The following is a 17059-nucleotide window of genomic DNA, read 5'->3' as shown; positions in this document are numbered from 1 at the left end:
TCACGAAGGGGCGAGCAACAAAGCAAGAGGGATGGCGCAGGCCATCCCTCTGTCGTTTGGCAGGATCAGCGTGCCGGAGTGAAGGGGGTGAGCGCTGCCAGAGGCGCAGCGTCCCCGTATTCCCGGACGGGCTCGCCGTGCTTGAAGATCTTGAAGGTCTCGCCCCGGGCACTCCAGTACTCGATGTGATTGCCGCCGATCTGCAACAGGCTCGCCTCACGCAGGGCCACCACGGATTCGCTCGGGTTGATGGCGCAGAATTCGGCCAGACGCTCGTCCCGGGTCTCCCCCATGTGGCCGCTGATGCTGGCGTCCAGATAGTGGGGGTTGATCTGCACGGGGAAGAGCCCCAGCGCAGGCAGCACGACGGCGCTGCACACCGGCATGTCGTTGGTGGTGCGGATGCTGGGGGTGGCCACGTTGCAGCCGGCGCTCCAGCCCACATAGGGCACGCCCCGCTCGCGCACCGCACGCTGGATGGGGACCACCAGACCATACTCGTGCAGCCGCTGGTTCAGGAGCCAGGTATTGCCGCCGCTGATGAAGATGGCGTCGGCCCGGTTGATGGCATCCACCGGATCGTCGAAGTGATGGATGCTGATGGCGTCCACCCCCAGACTCTCGGTGAGCTCCCGGGCGCGGGCATCCCAGTCGCTGCGGATCACCGCGTAGGGGATGAGCAGGATGCGCTTGACCTGGTTGCGAGCGAGCAGGGTTTGCACCCGGTCGCGGGCCCAGCCGAGCAGGCCGGGGTGTTCTGTGGTTTTACCGTTGCTGAGCAGAAGCAGTTCCATGATGTGTCCTCGAAACAAGGCGCAGGACCCGGGCGATCCTGGTGAAGAGAAGAGGGCACTCTACCGCCATCGAAGCGCCAAATGTGTGATCCCTGCCCGTTTTGTACGGTTGCAGGCCACTCAGGGTTGTTCGCTCACCTGCGCGTAGCGCAGCAGCATCTCGGCGAGGGAGTTCACCGCCAGGCGTTTCATCAGGCTGGCGCGGCACACCTCGACGGTGCGCACCGAAATGCAGAGATTCTGCGCTATCTGCTGGTTCTTGTGGCCCCGGGCGATGAGCTGCAACAACTGGCGTTCGCGCGGGGTGAGGCGCTCAAAGGCGGCCAGCTGGGCGAGGCGGGTCGCCGCCGCCTGCGTCGCCTGCTCGGCCCGCTCGATGGCGGCGAGCAGGGGGGCCAGCTGCACCGGCTTTTGCAAGAAATCCACCGCCCCCAGCTTGAGGGACTCCACCGCCAGTGGCACCTCGCCGTGGCCGGTGAGAAACAGGATGGCGATGGGGCTCTGGGCCGCCTTCAGCCGCTGCTGGACCTCGGGGCCAGAGAGCCCCGGCATGCGGCAGTCGAGAATGAGGCAGGCGGGCTGGTGCAGGTCGACCTCGGCCAGGAAGCGCTCGCCATCGGAAAAGCTGAACAGCTGCCGCTCGTCGCAGCTCTCCAGCATGAATCGCAGGGAGTCGAGCACGGCCTCGTCGTCATCGACCAGATAGAGGGGGGGGCGGGAGGGAAACGTCATCTCAATTCCTCGGCATGTCGGTGGATGAAGGGAGGGTTTCGGGGGGCGGCACGGGCAGGGTGACCCGGGCCAGACAGCCGTGGGGGCTCAGGTTCTCCAGGCTGAATTGGCCGCGATGGCTCTCGACCACCTCCCGGCAGATGGCCAGCCCCAGCCCCATGCCGTCCGGCTTGTCGCTGTAAAACGCCTGCTGCAGTTCGGTGGCGGGGACCTTCAGGCCGGCGCCGTTGTCGCGGATCTCCAGCAGCAGGGTTTGCGCCTCGAAGGTGATCAGCAGCTCGACCCGGGCAGGCTCCTGTGCCGCTGTTGGCGTAGGAAGGCGCGCCCTCTTCGCCGCACTCTCGGCGCCATTCTTGATGAGGTTGACCAGCAGCTGCTCCATCCCGGTGCCATCCAGAGGCAGCTGGCGCGGCTGGCCCCGCCAGTGAAGGGTGAAGGCGACGTCGAGCGGCGCCAGCATCTGCTCCAGCAGGGGGCACAGCTCCGCCACCAGGGTGGGCAGGTCGCAAGGCGCGAAGCGGGGAGGGCGCTTTTGCAGCCGGGCCCTGAGCCGGTTGACGGTCTGGGTGATGCGCTGGACCTGGAGCCCTATCTGCTCCAGAGCCTGACGCAGGGAGGCCTGGGCGGCAGCCTGGGCCGGATCCTGTGCCAATCTGTCCAGTCGCAACAAGGCCCCCTGACTGTAGTTGGCGATGGCGCTGAGGGGCTGATTGATCTCGTGGGCCACGTTGGCGCCCAGCTCGCCCAGTTCGGCGAGCCGTCTGGCCTGTGCCAGCTGGCGTCCCTTCTGCTCGAGCTGGTGGCGGGCTTTGAGCAGCCGGCGCTGGCTGCGGTTGAACAGGTATTGCAGCAGCAGGTGGTGGCCCCCCAGCAGCAGTACCAGCGCCAGGGCGCCCCAGCCCCACTGCTGATGCTGGCGCAGCCAGTGCCAGGCCGCTTGCCACCAGGGGCCCTGCAGCGGGTGGCGATCCAGCGCCTTGAGCAGGCGGTCGATGGCGAGCTCGCTGGTGGGCACGGTCCAGCCCGCCGAATCGGCAGCGATGGCCGCCTCGCTATCAGCGGGCAGGTCGTACAGCGCACGGGTCACCGCCAGCGCCAGCGCAGGGGAGGCCCGCTCTGTTTTGGCGAAGGACCAGTTGGGGTAGAGCCGGGTCGAGCTCTGGCAACCAAAGCCGGCCGGCGCCTGATCGTCCAGCACCCGAAATGCTCCCCTGGCGACCTTGCCCTCCCGTTCCATGCGCTCCAGCTGACACACCGGCACGATGGCGGCGGCCACCTCCCCTGCCGCCAGCCGCTCGATGAGCCGGTCCAGCGGAAAGCCGGTGAACTGCACGGTGGAGAAGAAGTGCTCCAGCCTGACCCCCTGTTCGCCTGCCTCGAAGCGATAGGCGAGGTAGCCGCCGAAGGCGTTCTCCGAGACGGCTGCGACCGCTTGCCCCTCGAGGTCACGCCAGTGTTGGTAGGGGGCCTGGGCAGGCACCACCAGGGCGGCGCCGATGGCGAGGTTGTCCCCCCCGGCCGGACTCTTGAGGGTGGCGAGCCAGGCCAGCGGATACTGGCGCGCCAGACTCACCGACTGGCCCGGGTTGGTGATGACGAAATCGAGGTGCTCGCGGGCGACGGCCTCGGCCAGTTCATCGAGCCCCAGCGGATGCAGCACGAAGCGATGGGCGGGCACGCGCTGCGCCAGCCAGCGCAACAGCGGTTGCCACTGGGCTCTGGCCAGGGCCGGGCCGCGGGTGGCCAGCACGCCGATGCGTATCGGCTCGGCCATGGTCTGCACCGGCGTGGCCTGGGATGGGGCGGATTCCTGTCGCACTGGCGCTGGCGAAGAGGGGGTCGGGGCGGCCTGCACCCGCAGCGGCAGGGCTGACAGGGCGAGCCAGAGCAGCAGGCTGAGCAGGGGCAAGGGAACTGGGGCGTGCAGGGGGCTCTCCTCTCGGTGCAAAGGGGGCAGTCTATCACCGGGACGTGCGCTTGCACGCGAACGGGGCCGGGAGGAGCGGCAAACGCCGCCCCGGTCACAGTTCAGCAGGGCTGGGGCATTTTTTATTGCGCTGGATCAACCCGGCTCCCGGTATGTGGAAAACCACAATAGAGGCGACTTCCTGCGTTGAGGACAATCGGCCCAACCCCTTTCAAGCCAGCTCAGCAGAAGGAAAGACGCCATGGAGCCCAGCAAGCGCCGATTGTTATCCGGGATCGCCGCCCTCACCGCAGGGGCGGCCCTGATCCCCGTTACCCAGGTTCAGGCGCAGTCCGTTCCCGCTCCCCGCAATGGGCGGGCGGCCATCAGCCGGGGGGACGGGCGCAAGCGTTACGGCATGCTGATCGACCTGCGCCGCTGCGTCGGCTGTCAGGCCTGCACCGTGGCCTGCACCATCGAAAATCAGCCTCCCCTCGGCCAGTTTCGCACCACGGTGAGCCAGTACGAGGTGAGCGACGTGGCCGCCCTCGAGGCTCCCGCCTCCCTCTTGATGCTGCCAAGGCTCTGCAACCACTGCGCCGAGCCCGCCTGCCTCGATGTCTGCCCCACCGGCGCCACCTTCCAGCGCGATGACGGTATCGTCGTGGTCAACAACGACTGGTGCGTCGGCTGCGGCTACTGCGTGCAGGCCTGCCCCTATGACGCCCGCTTCATCAACCACGAGACCAACACCGCCGACAAGTGTACCTTCTGCGCCCATCGGCTGGAGGCGGGACTCTTGCCCGCCTGCGTCGAGAGCTGTGTCGGCGAGGCGCGCATCATAGGCGATTTGAACGACCCCAAGAGCCGGATCAGCCGCTTGCTGCGCGAACACGAGCCGGCCCTCAAGGTGCTCAAGCCGGAGGCCCATACCCAGCCGCGGGTCTTTTATCTCGGCATGGACGAGGCCTTCGTCAGCAAGGTCGACGGCAACCCGGCCCTGCGCACCCTGCTCACCGACGATGGCAAGGAGATAGCCCATGGTCATTAACGAACTGTTGGCCCCGGCTCAGCCCATCACCTGGCTGCCCTGGGCGGTGCAATATTTCTTCCTCATCGGCCTTGCTTACGGGGCCCTCTGGCTCGGCGCGTTTGAGCTGTGGCGCAAGGCGCCGGATCCGCGGCTGCAGACCCTGGCGGCGGTCCTGATGGTGGCGGCCGGTCTGGTGGCCCCCATCGCCCTGACCGCGGATCTGCACCAGCCGGCCCGGGCCTGGCACTTCTACGCCCAGACGCGCGTTGGCTCCGTCATGTGGTACGGCGCCTATCTGCTGCCGCTGTTCAGCCTGCTCTCCATGCTGCTCGGCTGGCTGCTGCTAAGACCAGCCCTGGCCCGGCGTGGCGCAGAAGGGGACAAGATAGCCCGCTTTGCCAGGCTGCTCTGCCTGGGACGCTGGTCAGGGCACGTCTGGCAGCGGCCCCTCTCTTTGCTGGCCGCCCTGAGTGGGCTCAGCATCGCCCTCTACACCGGGCTCGAAACCATGGCGGTGGCGGCGCGCCCGCTCTGGCATACCCCCTGGTTGCCCTGGCTGCTGACCCTGAGCGCCGTGCTGGGGGCTCAGAGTGCCCTGCTGCTGCTCAATCGCTTGCTGGCGGGCTGGCGTGCCCAGACCGAGTCGACCCTGCTGCGTCAGAGCGGCTGGACGTTAGGCCTGCTGGCCCTCTCCCTGCTGGGCTGGGCCCTGTTTGGCGGCGCCTCGGCGGCAGAGGCCGCGGCCCTTTATCGGCTCGACCCGAGCTGGCGGCTGGCTGCCCACTGGCTGTTGCTGACCCTGGGGCTGGCCGGCCTGCTGATGCTGCTGCGGCCAAGGATCTCTGCCCGCCTGGCACTCTGGGGGTTGGCGCTGCTGGGGCTGCACCTGGTGTGGGGCCTGCGCTGGCTGCTGCTGATCCAGGGGCAGCTCGCCCCCAAGTACGGGGCCGGCGTCTATCTCTATGAAATCGCCTGGGGGCCGGCCGGTGTGCTCGGCATTCTCGGCACTTTCGGTCTGCTGCTGGCCCTGCTGGTGGCCCTCTCGGAGCTGGTGCGCCCCTCTGCTTCCTCCGCCATCAAGGCATCCACAACTTTTGCACGCGAGGCACTCTGATGGATCACAGCAAACGCAAGTTTCTCAAGGGCGCCGCCATCGCCGGTGGCACCGGATTGTTCGTTGCCGGTTACAGCGACACCCTCAAGCAGGTGGCGACTGGCCTCGCCACCGGCAGCTCGGGCAAGCCGACCCGGGATCCCATCCATGGCAACTCGCTGGCCGTGGAGTACCGGGTTGATGAGCAGGGGGAACTGCACCCCAACCCGGCCCAGCGGGTTGCCAACACCATGTGTCTTGGCTGCTGGACCCTGTGCGGAGTGCGGGCCCGCATCGACAACGAGCGCGACCAGATAGTGCGGATCCTGGGCAACCCCTATCACCCCCTCTCCGCCCACCACCACATCGACTTCAAGACCCCGGTCAAACAGGCGCTGCTCGCAACCAGCGGCTACCAGGAAGGGGGGCTGGACGGGCGCTCCACCGCCTGCGCCCGGGGCAACGCCATGCTCGAGCAGCTTGACAGCCCGCAGCGAGTCACCCGCTGTCTCAAGCGGGTGGGGCCCCGTGGCAGCGGTCGCTGGCAGAGCATCCCCTTCGAGCAGCTGGTGGCCGAGGTGGTGGAGGGGGGGGATCTGTTTGGCGAGGGCCAGGTCGAGGGGCTGCGGGCCATTCGCAACCTCGCCGAGCCGCTCGACCCGGCCAACCCGGAGTACGGCCCCAGGGCCAACCAGCTGCTGGTGAGCAACGCCTCGGACGAGGGGCGGGATCACTTCATCAAGCGCTTTACCTTCAACAGCTTCGGCACCCGCAACTTCGCCAACCACGGCGCTTACTGCGGCCTGTCGTTCCGGGTCGGGGCCGGCGCCCTGCTGGACGATCTGGAGAAGAATGCCCACCTCAAGCCTGACTGGGACGAGAGCGACTTCCTGCTGTTCATGGGCACCTCGCCCCAGCAATCGGGCAACCCCTTCAAGCGCCAGTCCCGTCAGCTGGCGGCGAACCGGGCGCGGCAGGGCAAGCCCTTCTCCTACGTGGTGGTGGCCCCCAGCCTGCCCAACACGGTGAACATGCCGTCCGCCCCCGCCAACCGCTGGCTGCCCATCCGCCCCGCCACCGACTCGGCGCTGGCCATGGCCATGCTGCGCTGGATCATCGACAACCAACGCTATGCCGAGCCCTTCCTGACGGCACCCCATGCTGCCGCCGCCGAGCGGGCCGGCTATCGCGGTTTTTGCAACGCCAGCCACCTGGTGCTCTGTGATGAGACCCACCCGCGCTTCGGTCAGATGCTGCGGGCCAGCGATCTTGGTTTGCCCTTTGAGGGGGAAGCCTATGGAGAGGGGGATGCCATGCTGGTAGAGGAAGCGGGCAGCGGCGAGCCGAGACCCGCCGGCCAGTGCGAGCGGGCCAGCCTCTGGGTTGATCGCCGGATACCAGCGCCAAGTGGCGAGCTGGCGGTCAAGAGCAGCTTCCAGTTGCTGGCCGAATCGTGCCGGGAGCACACCCTAGAGCAGTACAGCGCCGAGTGCGCCGTGCCGGTGAACGACATCGTCGAGCTGGCGCGGGAGTTCACCAGCCACGGCACCCGGGCGGCTGTGGTCTCCCACGGCGGTACCATGAGCGCCAACGGCTTCTACTCGGCCTGGGCCATCATGATGCTCAACGCCATGATAGGTAACCTCAACGCCCGGGGCGGCGCCGTGGCGAGCGGCGGAAAGTTCGACCCCTTCGGGGCGGGGCCGCGCTACGATCTGGCGAGCTTCCCCGGCATGGTCAAGCCCGCCGGGGTCTTCCTGTCGCGCTCCAAGTTCCCCTACGAGAAGACCTCCGAATATCGGCGCAAGCGCGAGGCGGGCCAGAACCCCTATCCGGCGCAAGAACCCTGGTTCCCGATCTCGGGCCCCTTGCTCGGCGAGCACCTGACCGCGGCGGTGAACGGCTATCCCTACCGGCTCAAGGCCTGGATCAACCACATGGGCAACCCCCTCTACGGTCAGGCCGGGCTCGCCAAGGCCATAGGCGAAGAGCTCAAGGACCCTGCCGTGCTGCCCCTTGTTGTCAGCATCGACAGCTTCATCAACGAGTCGTCGGCGCTGTCGGACTACCTGGTGCCGGATACCCTGACCTACGAGTCCTGGGGCTGGGCCACCGCCTGGCACGGGGTGATGACCAAGGTCTCCACCGGCCGCTGGCCCATCGTGGAGCCCCGTGTCGCCAAGACCGCCGAGGGAGATCCGGTCTGTATGGAGTCCTTCTTTATCGCGGTGGCCAAACGGCTGGGGTTGCCGGGCTTTGGCGAGGGGGCGCTCAAAGGGGCGGACGGCAAGCTGCATGCCCTGCACAAGGCGGCGGACTTCTCCCTCTACGGGGCGGCCAACGTCGCCTATCTCGGCGAGCCGGTGCCTGCCATAGAGCCTGAGGATCTCGCCTGGTCCGGGGTGGAGCGGATCCTGCCGGTGCTGAATGCCACTTTGAGTGCGGAGGAGGCGGGCCGCGCCGCCTATCTCTTCGCTCGCGGCGGGCGCTTCGAGCCGGCGGCCAAGGGGCGCGATGCAGCGGGTCAGCCGAGCAAGCGCTGGCCCAAGCCGCTGATGGTGTGGAACCCCGAGGTGGGCAGCCGCCGTCACAGCCAGAGCGGGCAGTTCTTGAGCGGCACCCCGCGCTTCTTCCGCCCCCAGCTGGCGGACGGCACGCCGCTCAATGAGGCGTTCAAGCCGGCCCAGTGGCCGCTGCTGCTTACCAGCTACAAGTCCCACACCATGAGCTCCATGAGCATCGGCTCGGATCGCCTACGCCAGGTGAACCCCAGCAACCGGGTGCGGCTCAATGCGCAGACGGCGGCGCAGCTGGGGATAGAGAGCGGGGACAGGGTGCGGGTCAGCACCCCGGATGGCAGCGTGATCGGGGTGGCCGAGTGCGTGGCCGGGGTGCAGGCCGATGCCATCGCCATCGAACACGGCTTCGGCCACAAGGAGCTGGGGGCGCGGGAGCACTGGATAGACGGCCAGAAAGTGGTTGCCAATCCGCTGCGCGGAGCCGGGGTCAACCTCAACGATCTGGCGGTATTGGATCCCAGCCGCCATGGCCGCTACCCCCTGGTGGACTGGGCCATCGGCTCGTCGGCCCGCCAGGGGCTGCCGGCCCGGGTGGAGAAGCTGGTATGACAAACCAATGAAAACGGGGCCTGCGGGCCCCGTTGCTTATCTGCTCTGCGTCACTGTCACAGTTTGAAGTCGACCCACACCAGGCGGTGATCCGAACTGACCCCCTTGGCGATGCCCAGCTTGGCGTCATACACCAGGTGGTAGCCAGGCTCGAAGCTGGCCGGCCAGAACACGCCGGAGGCGACCGCGTTCAGGTTGGCGGAGGGCAGCACGTGGTCAAGCTGCAGGCCGCTGCTGCTGGTGATGCGCTCCGGGGTGGGGCGGTTGTTGTTGCGCTTGCACTGATCCGGCTGGCTGGCGAGGCACTCGGGGCCGCCCTGGCTGACCGGGATCAGGGCGCCGTTGGTGACGGCCTGATTGACCAGCACATGGTTGTGCAGATCCTGAATGGCGGTCAGGTCGCCATCGCCAATCTGGGGATCGGCGTTGAGATCGCCGGCGATGACGAACTTGGCGCCCTCGGCCAAGCCACCGGCCTTGCCGGCGTCATCCACCATGTAGCCAGCCCCTGCCACATAGTCCTGCCAAAAGGCTATCTCCGCACGGTTGCGTTTGACGTTGTGGCGCGCCGCGTTGCCGAAGATGGGCGGGGTCGGGTGGGAGATGAGGAAGTGGAGCACCTCCTCCCTGTCTCCCTGCCTGATGCGCACCGGCACGTCGGCGTGGTTCTTGGACGAGAGCGGGAAGGCCTGCCAGGCTGCGTCGTCATACCAGGCATCGCCACACTGGCGGCCGCTCGGGATCGGCGCCTTGGCATTGTTGCAGTCGTCGATGACGGGGTTCGCTTCGCCCGGCATCTCCTTCCACTTGAATTTCTGGAAGGTGCGGATCTGCTTGGTATCGATGGGATACTGGGACATCACGGCGAAGGCGTACTGGCCGTGATAGTTGCCAAAGCCCCAGGCGTCGTCCGGCCCGTTGTTGACCTTGCCGTCCAGGTTGAGGTCATGGCCGCTCATCAGACCGGTGTTGGTGGCGAAGTTCTGCAGCACCGGATAGCTGATGGCGGTCACCTCGTCGTGCTGGGCGTGGGCCAGGTAGTTGTCGTTGAAGGCGTTGAGGTCCGTGGTGTCGCTGCCCTTGCCGTCATTGTCGAATTCGCTCAGCAGCAACACGTCCGGCCGGGTGCGCTGGATGATTTCGGCGATGTTGCGGATCTGCTGCACGTCGAGGGCCTTGGTCTTCTCGGCGCCGCTCAAGGTGCCGTCGGCGAGGCGGGCCAGCAGGGCGTCCTGCTCGGTGCGGGTCAGGGCGAGCTCTTCCCCCAGCATGCCGGGTGCAGTGCGATCGAAGGCGAGATTGAAGGTGGCAAAGCGAACCATGGCGGGCCTCGGCGTCAGTGTGGCCGGGACAGCCTGCCATCTTTGGCAGGAAAATGGCAGCACCCTGCCGAATTTCATGGGAAAGGTGCCCGGGTTTCCCCCGTGACACGCAAGCGCTCGGCTCAGGCCCAGCGGGAGAGAGGGGAGGGAATGGCGTAGGCGTAGCCCTGCTGGTAGTCGCAGCCCAGCCGGTTCGCCACCTCGATATGGGCCTGGGTCTCCACTCCCTCGCACACCACGGCCATGCCGAGTCGTTGCAGGTATTTCACCAGCCCCGTCAGCATGTTGAGGGCGTGGGTGCTGCGTACAGCCTGGAGCAGCAGGGAACGATCCAGTTTCACGATCTCGTAGGGGAGCATCATCAGGCGCTGGAAGTTGCACGCCAGGGAGCCGAAGTCGTCACAGGCGATGTGGGCGCCATGGGCTCGCAACACCTCGATCATCTCCCTGTGCTGGTGCTTGATCCTGACGTGTTCCAGCACCTCGAACCAGATGGCGATCCCCAGCTTGCGGGCCTGGAGCAGCACCAGCAACAGCAGATTGCGGTAGGTGGGGCTGGAGAGCGCCGGATTGAGGTTGATGGAGAGCGCATAGGGGCCTTTTTGGGCGAGCACGGGCAGATCGCGCATGATGGCCCTGAGCATGACGATATCCAGGTGCAGAGCGTCATCTTCGCCGAGGGCGGCAAAATCGATGCCCTGATAACCCTGGCTGCCGGCATCCCTGCGCCTGGCCAGCACCTCATACCCCTTGACCTGACGATCCTGGCCGATGATGGGCTGATAAAAGGGGACGACGATATCCGCCATGTTGACCATGGCACTCACGGGATACTCTTCTTTGAACGCAAACATGGCTCTCACCTGACGGGAACATGGCTGCGCATCATACAGGGAGGGTCTAAAGGGAGGCTGTAGGAAGAGTCTGATAATGGGCCCTGCTTGGGCGTGGGCAGGAAGGGATCAGGGAAGGGCATGGCCCTGTGCAGGTGCGGTGCCAGCCAGGGGGGCTGCGTGCATGGCCTGGGCAAGCCAGGACCAGTCGAGCATGGGGGAGCCCGCCTTGAAGCGCTGATAGGCGCATCCCTGACGGATGGTCAGGAAGAGGGTGCTCGGCAGGCCGAGGCGGTTGAGGTAGCGCACCATCACGTCTCCCTGGTAATCCCGCAGCCGCAGTTGCAGCTCGGGCAGTGTCAGCCCGTGCTCGCGACCCGTTTCATCCCAGATTTCAAACATCTGTGTGCACTCCTTGCGACATGAGGCTCCACTGTTTCTAAAAAGTGCGGGGAGGGCAATTGTCAGATCTGACAGCGCCATGTGGATTCTATCCAGAAAAGCGAAAACCCGGCACGAGGCCGGGTTGTCTGAAGGATGGTGGAGGGAGAAGGATTCGAACCTTCGAAGGCAGAGCCGTCAGATTTACAGTCTGATCCCTTTGGCCGCTCGGGAACCCCTCCACAGGGGCATTGCATATTGTGTTCAGGAAGATGGTGGAGGGAGAAGGATTCGAACCTTCGAAGGCAGAGCCGTCAGATTTACAGTCTGATCCCTTTGGCCGCTCGGGAACCCCTCCACGGGGTATTTTCCTGATTTTTACTTACTTGACGCACTTGAATGGTGGAGGGAGAAGGATTCGAACCTTCGAAGGCAGAGCCGTCAGATTTACAGTCTGATCCCTTTGGCCGCTCGGGAACCCCTCCCCAAGTGCGAGGCCGCATACTACCAGATCCGGCAAGGTTGTGAACCCCTTGGCCGCATTCTGACGACAAAAAAGTGTCAAGTGGTCATTTTTTGATATGTTTCGCTCAAAATTCACACTTTTCAATGACTTTTATGTCGCTGCCGAAACGGCGAGGGGACGTAGGGGGGCTGGCAGCCAGGAGCCACGGGGCTCCTGGCGGATCATGGGGCGCTGGCGTTCGCTCAGGCGTCGGCGGGGCGGGCCTGCTGGCAACCCTGCACCGCATGGGCGATGAGTTCGAGGGCGCTCTGCTCGCAGGGGGGCAGCACCTCGTCGCAATTCGCGATCGGGGTGACGCGATCTCCCCATTTGATGAGGGCGGCGCCCCAGGTCAGCCCGGCCCCGAAGGCGGCGGTCAGCAGGTAGCTGTTCGGCTTGACCCGACCCTGCTCCAGCGCCTCGCACAGGGCGATGGGTACAGTGGCGGCGGAGGTGTTGCCGTACTGCTCTATGTTGACCATCACCTTCTCCATGGGGGCATTCATCCGCTTGGCCAGGGTCTCGATGATGCGCACGTTCGCCTGGTGCGGCACGATGAGGTCGACCTGCTCGGGGGCGATGCCCGCCTGGGCCAGTACGGTGCCGGTGGCTTCGCCCATGCCGCGCACGGCGCGCTTGAAGATCTCCTGCCCCTCGAAGTTGAAGGTGAAGAGGCCGTCAATGTCGGCGAAACGCACCCGATCCGTACCGAAGTTCGGCACGTGCAGTATCTCCCGCGCTTCGCTGTCACAGCCGAGCTTGCTGGCAATCAGGCCGCTCTCCTGCTCGCTCGCCTCGATGATGACGGCGCCGGCGCCATCCCCGAACAGCACGGCGGTGTCGCGCTTGGCCCAGTCCAGCAACTGGGTCAATCGCTCGGCACCGATCACCAGCACCCTTTGCATCATGCCGGTCTGCACCAGGGAGGTGGCGACCGAGAGGGCATAGACGAAGCCGGTGCAGGCGGCGTTGAGATCGAACACCGCCGCCTTGTGGGCGCCGAGGGCCTGCTGCACGGCGGAGGCGCCATTGGGGACCAGCGTGCCCGGGGTGGCGGTCGCCAGGATGATGCCATCGAGGGCGGCGGCGTCCAGGCCTGCGCACGCCAGGGCGCGACGGGCGGCCAGGGTGGCGAGCGCCTGGGTGCTGACATGGGAGACCCGGCGGGCCTTGATGCCGGTGCGCGGGTAGATCCACTCGTCCGAGGTATCCATGATGGTGCCGAGGTCATCGTTGGTCAGCGAGGCGGGGGGCAGGCATTTTCCCCACCCGGTGATAGTGGCGTATGTCATCTTGTCGTCGCTTGTCGTGATGGCCGCCCTGAGGCGGAAAGTGGCGAAATTATGCCGCACGGGGCGTTCACTGTCATCCTGCGGTCCCCCCAGTGTAAGGGGAGTGGCGGGAGCAAGACCGTGATTTTGCTTAAATTTCCGCTTCTCCTTGCCGTAAGATGAAGGCCCGATCCCGGCGACCCCTTCCCGAGGTGACTCCTGTGCACAAAGCGAATCTCAATCTCTTGCCCACCCTCAAGGTGCTGCTGGAGACCCGCAACATTAGCCGGGCGGCGGAGCTGCTGAACCTGAGCCAGCCCTCCATCAGCAAGCAGCTCGGCCAGCTTCGCAGCGAGTTTGGCGACGAGCTGCTGGTGCGGGAAGGGCAGCGCTGGCTGCTGACCCCGCGGGCCGAGGCCCTGGCGGCCCAGCTTGCCGATTCCCTCGGGGCCCTGGAGCGGCTCTACGAGGCGCCGGAATTTGCCCCCGAGCGCTGCGAGCGGGTGTTTCGGCTCGCCTCCTCCGACTACGTGGCCCAGCACATCTTGCCGGACATCTGTGCGGCCCTGGCGAGGGCCGCCCCCCGGGCGGCGCTGGAGTACAGCCTGTGGGACAAGCGCCAGTTGCCCCAGCTCTGGCAATCGGAGCTGGACATGGTCTCCACCATCACGGAGCTGGTGCCGGACCAGATCCGCGGCCTGCATCAGGGGGAGGACAGGCTGGTGGTGCTGATGGGGCGCCATCACCCGCTCTCTGGCATGGCGCTCAGCCTGGAGGATTACCTCGCCTGGCCCCACCTGCAGGTGAGCGGGGGCGGGGACAAGGACAGCCCGGTGGAGCAGGTGCTGGCCCCCCGAGGGCTCTCCCGCCGCTGGTTTGCCCGGGTGCCCTTCTTCCAGGCGGCGGTGGAGGTGCTGCTGCGCACAGACTGTCTGATGACCACCCCGGCCCATATCGCCTGGCAGCTCTCCCGGGAACATGCCCTGAGTTTTTGCGATCTCCCCTTCGCCACCCGGGTCCAGCAGTATCATCTGCTGTGGCACCAGCGCCACCACCTGGATCCGGCTCACCGCTGGTTCCGCGAGCTGGCCTATCCCTTCCTGCGGGATCACCTGCAATTCACCCTGGGGGAGAGTCGCAAGCAGTTGGCCCGAGGGCCGCAGGCGGGCCGCTGATGGCAGCGGGTTGTGCCACTCTATAGCCACTGGCTATGGACTCTATTCATAACTTTCACTTCTGGCATAGCGAGCCACCCCCTACCCTGATCCCGGGTGACAACAATCGACACGAAGGAAGAGAAGGTATGGAGCTGACGAGTTGGCTGGCGCTGGCCGCCATTTGCGTGATGGGGGCCATCAGCCCGGGGCCGAGCCTGGCACTGATCATCCGCAATACGGTGCAGGGAGGGCAGGGCCACGGGGTCGCCACGGCGCTGGGACACGGCCTGGGAGTCGGCATCTATGCGCTGATCACGGCCCTCGGCCTCGCCATCCTGATCACCCAGACCCCGCTGCTGTTCGATCTCATCCGCTACGGCGGCGCGGCGTTCCTCGCCTGGCTCGGGATCAAGGCGTTGCTGGCCAGGCCCGCAGGGGGTGAGGCAGGCAAGGAGGAGGGGCACCCGCCACGGGGACGTCAAGGGGCGTTCGAGGGCTTTATGGTGGCCTTCTTGAACCCCCAGCTCGCCATCTTCTTTATCGCCCTGTTCAGCCAGTTCGTGCACGCCGACACCGGCTGGCGTGAGGGGGGCATCATGATGCTGACCGCAGGCGGCATCGATGCGCTCTGGTATGTGCTGGTGGCCCTGGTGCTCTCTCGCGGGCCCGTACTCGCCTGGCTCAAGGCCAAATCCACCGTGATCGACAAGGTGAGCGGCCTGGTGCTGCTGGGGCTGGCCCTCAAGGTCGTGATCTAGCTCCGCGTCGGGTGCCTGCGTAGTCGGCATTCTGTCAGGGCCGGGGAATAAGGGGGCTGCCAGATGTCCTTGTACCTGGTCAATCCTGCATTCTGCGGTGATCTTAAGCGGGATCAAGGCGGGGGGCGGGGAGTCTGGTTAGAGTGGCGGCCATTTGCAGCCCTTCGAACCGGACGTTATGCGCGATCAGAACCATCACAACCGCCTGGAGTTGCTGGCCCCGGCCAAGAACCTTGCCTATGGCATCGAGGCCATCAACCACGGCGCCGACGCCGTCTACATGGGCGGCCCCGCCTTCGGTGCCCGCAGCGCAGCAGGCAACAGCCTCGAGGACATCGAGGCGCTGGCGCGCCATGCCCACCGCTTCGGCGCCCAGGTCTTCGTCGCCTTCAATACCCTGCTGCACGACCACGAGCTGGAGCAGGCCCGGCGCCTGACCCACCAGATCTACGAGGCAGGGGCCGATGCGCTGATCGTGCAGGACATGGGGCTGCTGGCGCTCGATTTGCCCCCCATCGCGCTGCACGCCAGCACCCAGACCGACAACCGCACCCCGGAAAAGGTAAAGTTTCTGCAGGACGTGGGCTTCTCCCAGGTGGTGCTGGCCCGCGAGCTCTCCCTTGCGCAGATCCGCGAGATAAGCGCCGCCACGAGCGTGCAGCTGGAGTTCTTCATCCACGGTGCCCTGTGCGTCTCCTACAGCGGCCAGTGCAACATCAGCCACGCCCGCACCGGGCGCAGCGCGAACCGCGGCGAGTGCGCCCAGCTCTGTCGACTGCCCTGTTCCCTGCAAACGCCAGGGGGGGAGGTGCTGGTGGAAAACAGCCACCTGCTCTCCTTGAAAGACATGGATCAGACCGACAACCTGGAGGCGCTGATCGCCGCAGGGATCCGCTCCTTCAAGATTGAAGGGCGCCTCAAGGGGCTCGACTACGTCAAGAACGTCACCGCCTGGTATCGCCAGAAGCTGGACACCATCCTGGAGCGCCGCCCCGACCTGGTGGCCGCTTCCGCCGGTCGTTGCAGCTACACCTTTACGCCGGATCCCAAGAAGAGTTTCAACCGGGGCAGCACCGACTACTTCCTCCATGGCCGACAGCCAGGCATCGACTCGCCGCGCAGCCCGAAATACGTCGGGGAGCCGCTCGGGCGCGTCACTAGCGTGACCCGCGATGGCATCGAGATCGACGGCCAGGCTGTTGCCCTCAACAACGGCGATGGCCTCGGCTTCTTCAAGCCGGGGGGCGAGCTGGTGGGGATGCGCCTCAATAAAGTGGAAGAGAAGGCACAGAGCAAGCGGTTACTCCTGTCGGAACCCATGCCCGGTCTCAAGGTGGGCACCGAGATCTTTCGCAACCACGATCAGGCCTTCAGCAAGCAGCTCGAAAAGGGGAGCGCGGATCGCCGCATCCGGGTCGATATGCGGCTGTCGGAGTGCGACGAGGGGCTGCGGCTCACGCTTACCGACGAGCAGGGCATTGGCGCCGCCGTCACGTTCCCCTGCGACCAGCAGCCGGCGGACAACCCGGAACGGGCGCTGCAACAGGCCAGGGATCAGCTCGGCAAACTCGGCAACACCCTGTTTGTGGCTCGCCAGATTGAGTTGGCATTCACTCGCCCGCTGTTTATTGCGGCTTCACAGCTTAACGGATTGCGCCGGGACGGCATTGCCGCCCTGGAGGCGGCCCGTCTGGCTGCCTACCGGCGACCCGAGCGGCGCATTCCCCTGCGAGGCGCCGTTTATCCCCAACATCGGCTCTCCTACCTCGGCAACGTGCTGAACAGCGCGGCGGAGCAGTTCTTTCGCGAGCACGGGGTAGGGAGCATCGCCCCCGCGTATGAGGCGAACAAGGAGGAGCGGGAAGTGGTGCTGATGACAACGAAGCACTGCATCCGCTACAGCCAGCAGCTCTGCCCCAAGGAGGTACCCGGTCTCAAGGCCGAGCCCCTGGAGCTTAAGATGGGCAAGGAGAGTTTCCGCCTGCGTTTTGACTGCCACCGCTGCGAGATGCAGGTGATGGGCAGCCTGAAAAGAGGATGATTGCCCGTGTGGGCATGGGGCTGGAGCGGATTTGATGGCAGTATGGGGCGCGGCCTTGTCACGGATATCCCGTGGTGAGGCACCTTCCCCCAGCCTTCTTCTGAC

The 17059-nt window shown here is 66.0% G+C and carries 12 protein-coding genes, 3 tRNA genes and 1 pseudogene; 6 read left to right on the top strand and 10 right to left on the bottom strand.

Going from position 1 to position 17059, the window contains the following annotated elements:
* Positions 1 to 65: 65 nt before the first annotated feature.
* The 3 genes from pepE to AB5Y53_RS19195 all read right to left on the bottom strand — a co-directional run bounded on the left by pepE (position 66) and on the right by AB5Y53_RS19195 (position 3435).
* Positions 66 to 794 carry a dipeptidase PepE gene (gene pepE, locus AB5Y53_RS19205; protein WP_069651801.1) on the bottom strand — a complete coding sequence of 243 codons (729 nt, stop codon included), beginning with the start codon at positions 792 to 794 and terminating at the stop codon, positions 66 to 68.
* Positions 795 to 914: 120 nt separating this feature from the next.
* Complete coding sequence (locus AB5Y53_RS19200; protein WP_368182941.1) at positions 915 to 1526, bottom strand: response regulator transcription factor; 612 nt, start codon at positions 1524 to 1526, stop codon at positions 915 to 917.
* A 1-nt stretch (position 1527) separates the two neighbouring features.
* On the bottom strand, positions 1528 to 3435 hold the full coding sequence (locus AB5Y53_RS19195; RefSeq protein WP_368183001.1) for a PhnD/SsuA/transferrin family substrate-binding protein: 1908 nt from the start codon (positions 3433 to 3435) through the stop codon (positions 1528 to 1530).
* 259 nt (positions 3436 to 3694) lie between these two features.
* On the opposite strand from AB5Y53_RS19195, the gene dsrO reads away from it, so the two are divergent.
* From dsrO to AB5Y53_RS19180, 3 genes are read left to right on the top strand one after another with little or no spacing between them, the layout of a single operon-like run.
* On the top strand, positions 3695 to 4483 hold the full coding sequence (gene dsrO / locus AB5Y53_RS19190) for a sulfate reduction electron transfer complex DsrMKJOP subunit DsrO (protein ID WP_103260727.1): 789 nt from the start codon (positions 3695 to 3697) through the stop codon (positions 4481 to 4483).
* A complete protein-coding gene (nrfD, locus tag AB5Y53_RS19185; RefSeq protein ID WP_368182940.1) occupies positions 4473 to 5579 on the top strand; it encodes an NrfD/PsrC family molybdoenzyme membrane anchor subunit in 1107 nt (368 codons plus the stop codon). The genes dsrO and nrfD overlap by 11 nt, the downstream gene beginning before the upstream one ends.
* A complete protein-coding gene (locus tag AB5Y53_RS19180) occupies positions 5579 to 8686 on the top strand; it encodes a tetrathionate reductase subunit A (RefSeq protein ID WP_368182939.1) in 3108 nt (1035 codons plus the stop codon). Before nrfD ends, AB5Y53_RS19180 begins: the two co-directional genes overlap by 1 nt.
* 56 nt (positions 8687 to 8742) lie before the next feature.
* Here AB5Y53_RS19180 and AB5Y53_RS19175 read toward each other — a convergent pair.
* From AB5Y53_RS19175 to AB5Y53_RS19145, 7 genes and pseudogenes are all read right to left on the bottom strand, one after another.
* Positions 8743 to 10048, bottom strand: a pseudogene (locus AB5Y53_RS19175) (endonuclease/exonuclease/phosphatase family protein).
* Between the two features lie 82 nt (positions 10049 to 10130).
* Positions 10131 to 10862 carry an EAL domain-containing protein gene (locus tag AB5Y53_RS19170; protein WP_368182936.1) on the bottom strand — a complete coding sequence of 244 codons (732 nt, stop codon included), beginning with the start codon at positions 10860 to 10862 and terminating at the stop codon, positions 10131 to 10133.
* A gap of 108 nt (positions 10863 to 10970) precedes the next feature.
* A complete protein-coding gene (locus AB5Y53_RS19165; protein WP_049636154.1) occupies positions 10971 to 11243 on the bottom strand; it encodes a hypothetical protein in 273 nt (90 codons plus the stop codon).
* 136 nt (positions 11244 to 11379) lie between these two features.
* Positions 11380 to 11464, bottom strand: a tRNA-Tyr gene (locus AB5Y53_RS19160).
* 31 nt (positions 11465 to 11495) lie between these two features.
* A tRNA-Tyr gene (locus tag AB5Y53_RS19155) sits at positions 11496 to 11580 on the bottom strand.
* A gap of 42 nt (positions 11581 to 11622) precedes the next feature.
* Positions 11623 to 11707 (bottom strand) — tRNA-Tyr (locus AB5Y53_RS19150).
* A gap of 223 nt (positions 11708 to 11930) precedes the next feature.
* Positions 11931 to 13019: a ketoacyl-ACP synthase III gene (locus tag AB5Y53_RS19145; RefSeq protein WP_210600426.1), complete on the bottom strand. Its 1089-nt coding sequence runs from the start codon at positions 13017 to 13019 to the stop codon at positions 11931 to 11933.
* Between the two features lie 200 nt (positions 13020 to 13219).
* Between AB5Y53_RS19145 and AB5Y53_RS19140 the strand changes: the two genes are divergently transcribed.
* The 3 genes from AB5Y53_RS19140 (at position 13220) to AB5Y53_RS19130 (ending at position 16954) form a co-directional block, all read left to right on the top strand.
* Positions 13220 to 14173, top strand: coding sequence for a LysR family transcriptional regulator (locus tag AB5Y53_RS19140; protein WP_103260722.1), 954 nt, complete (start codon positions 13220 to 13222; stop codon positions 14171 to 14173).
* A gap of 128 nt (positions 14174 to 14301) precedes the next feature.
* Positions 14302 to 14913, top strand: a complete 612-nt coding sequence (locus tag AB5Y53_RS19135) for a LysE family translocator (protein ID WP_039041052.1) — start codon at positions 14302 to 14304, stop codon at positions 14911 to 14913.
* A gap of 178 nt (positions 14914 to 15091) precedes the next feature.
* Positions 15092 to 16954, top strand: a complete 1863-nt coding sequence (locus AB5Y53_RS19130; protein WP_368182935.1) for a U32 family peptidase — start codon at positions 15092 to 15094, stop codon at positions 16952 to 16954.
* Positions 16955 to 17059 lie beyond the last annotated feature (105 nt).

It is taken from the genome of Aeromonas sp. R7-5 (assembly GCF_040908015.1).
GTDB lineage: Bacteria > Pseudomonadota > Gammaproteobacteria > Enterobacterales > Aeromonadaceae > Aeromonas > Aeromonas caviae.
Note: the sequence above shows the minus strand (reverse complement) of the source record. Positions and strands in the feature narration are given on the sequence as shown.

Bases quoted from the DNA above. Each gene is read 5' to 3' on its own strand.
- AB5Y53_RS19130 (WP_368182935.1), top strand. From the start codon at position 15,092: ATGCGCGATCAGAACCATCACAACCGCCTGGAGTTGCTGGCCCCGGCC.
- AB5Y53_RS19170 (WP_368182936.1), bottom strand. From the start codon at position 10,862: ATGTTTGCGTTCAAAGAAGAGTATCCCGTGAGTGCCATGGTCAACATG.
- dsrO (WP_103260727.1), top strand. From the start codon at position 3,695: ATGGAGCCCAGCAAGCGCCGATTGTTATCCGGGATCGCCGCCCTCACC.
- AB5Y53_RS19165 (WP_049636154.1), bottom strand. From the start codon at position 11,243: ATGTTTGAAATCTGGGATGAAACGGGTCGCGAGCACGGGCTGACACTG.
- AB5Y53_RS19200 (WP_368182941.1), bottom strand. From the start codon at position 1,526: ATGACGTTTCCCTCCCGCCCCCCCCTCTATCTGGTCGATGACGACGAG.
- pepE (WP_069651801.1), bottom strand. From the start codon at position 794: ATGGAACTGCTTCTGCTCAGCAACGGTAAAACCACAGAACACCCCGGC.
- AB5Y53_RS19145 (WP_210600426.1), bottom strand. From the start codon at position 13,019: ATGACATACGCCACTATCACCGGGTGGGGAAAATGCCTGCCCCCCGCC.
- AB5Y53_RS19135 (WP_039041052.1), top strand. From the start codon at position 14,302: ATGGAGCTGACGAGTTGGCTGGCGCTGGCCGCCATTTGCGTGATGGGG.
- AB5Y53_RS19180 (WP_368182939.1), top strand. From the start codon at position 5,579: ATGGATCACAGCAAACGCAAGTTTCTCAAGGGCGCCGCCATCGCCGGT.
- nrfD (WP_368182940.1), top strand. From the start codon at position 4,473: ATGGTCATTAACGAACTGTTGGCCCCGGCTCAGCCCATCACCTGGCTG.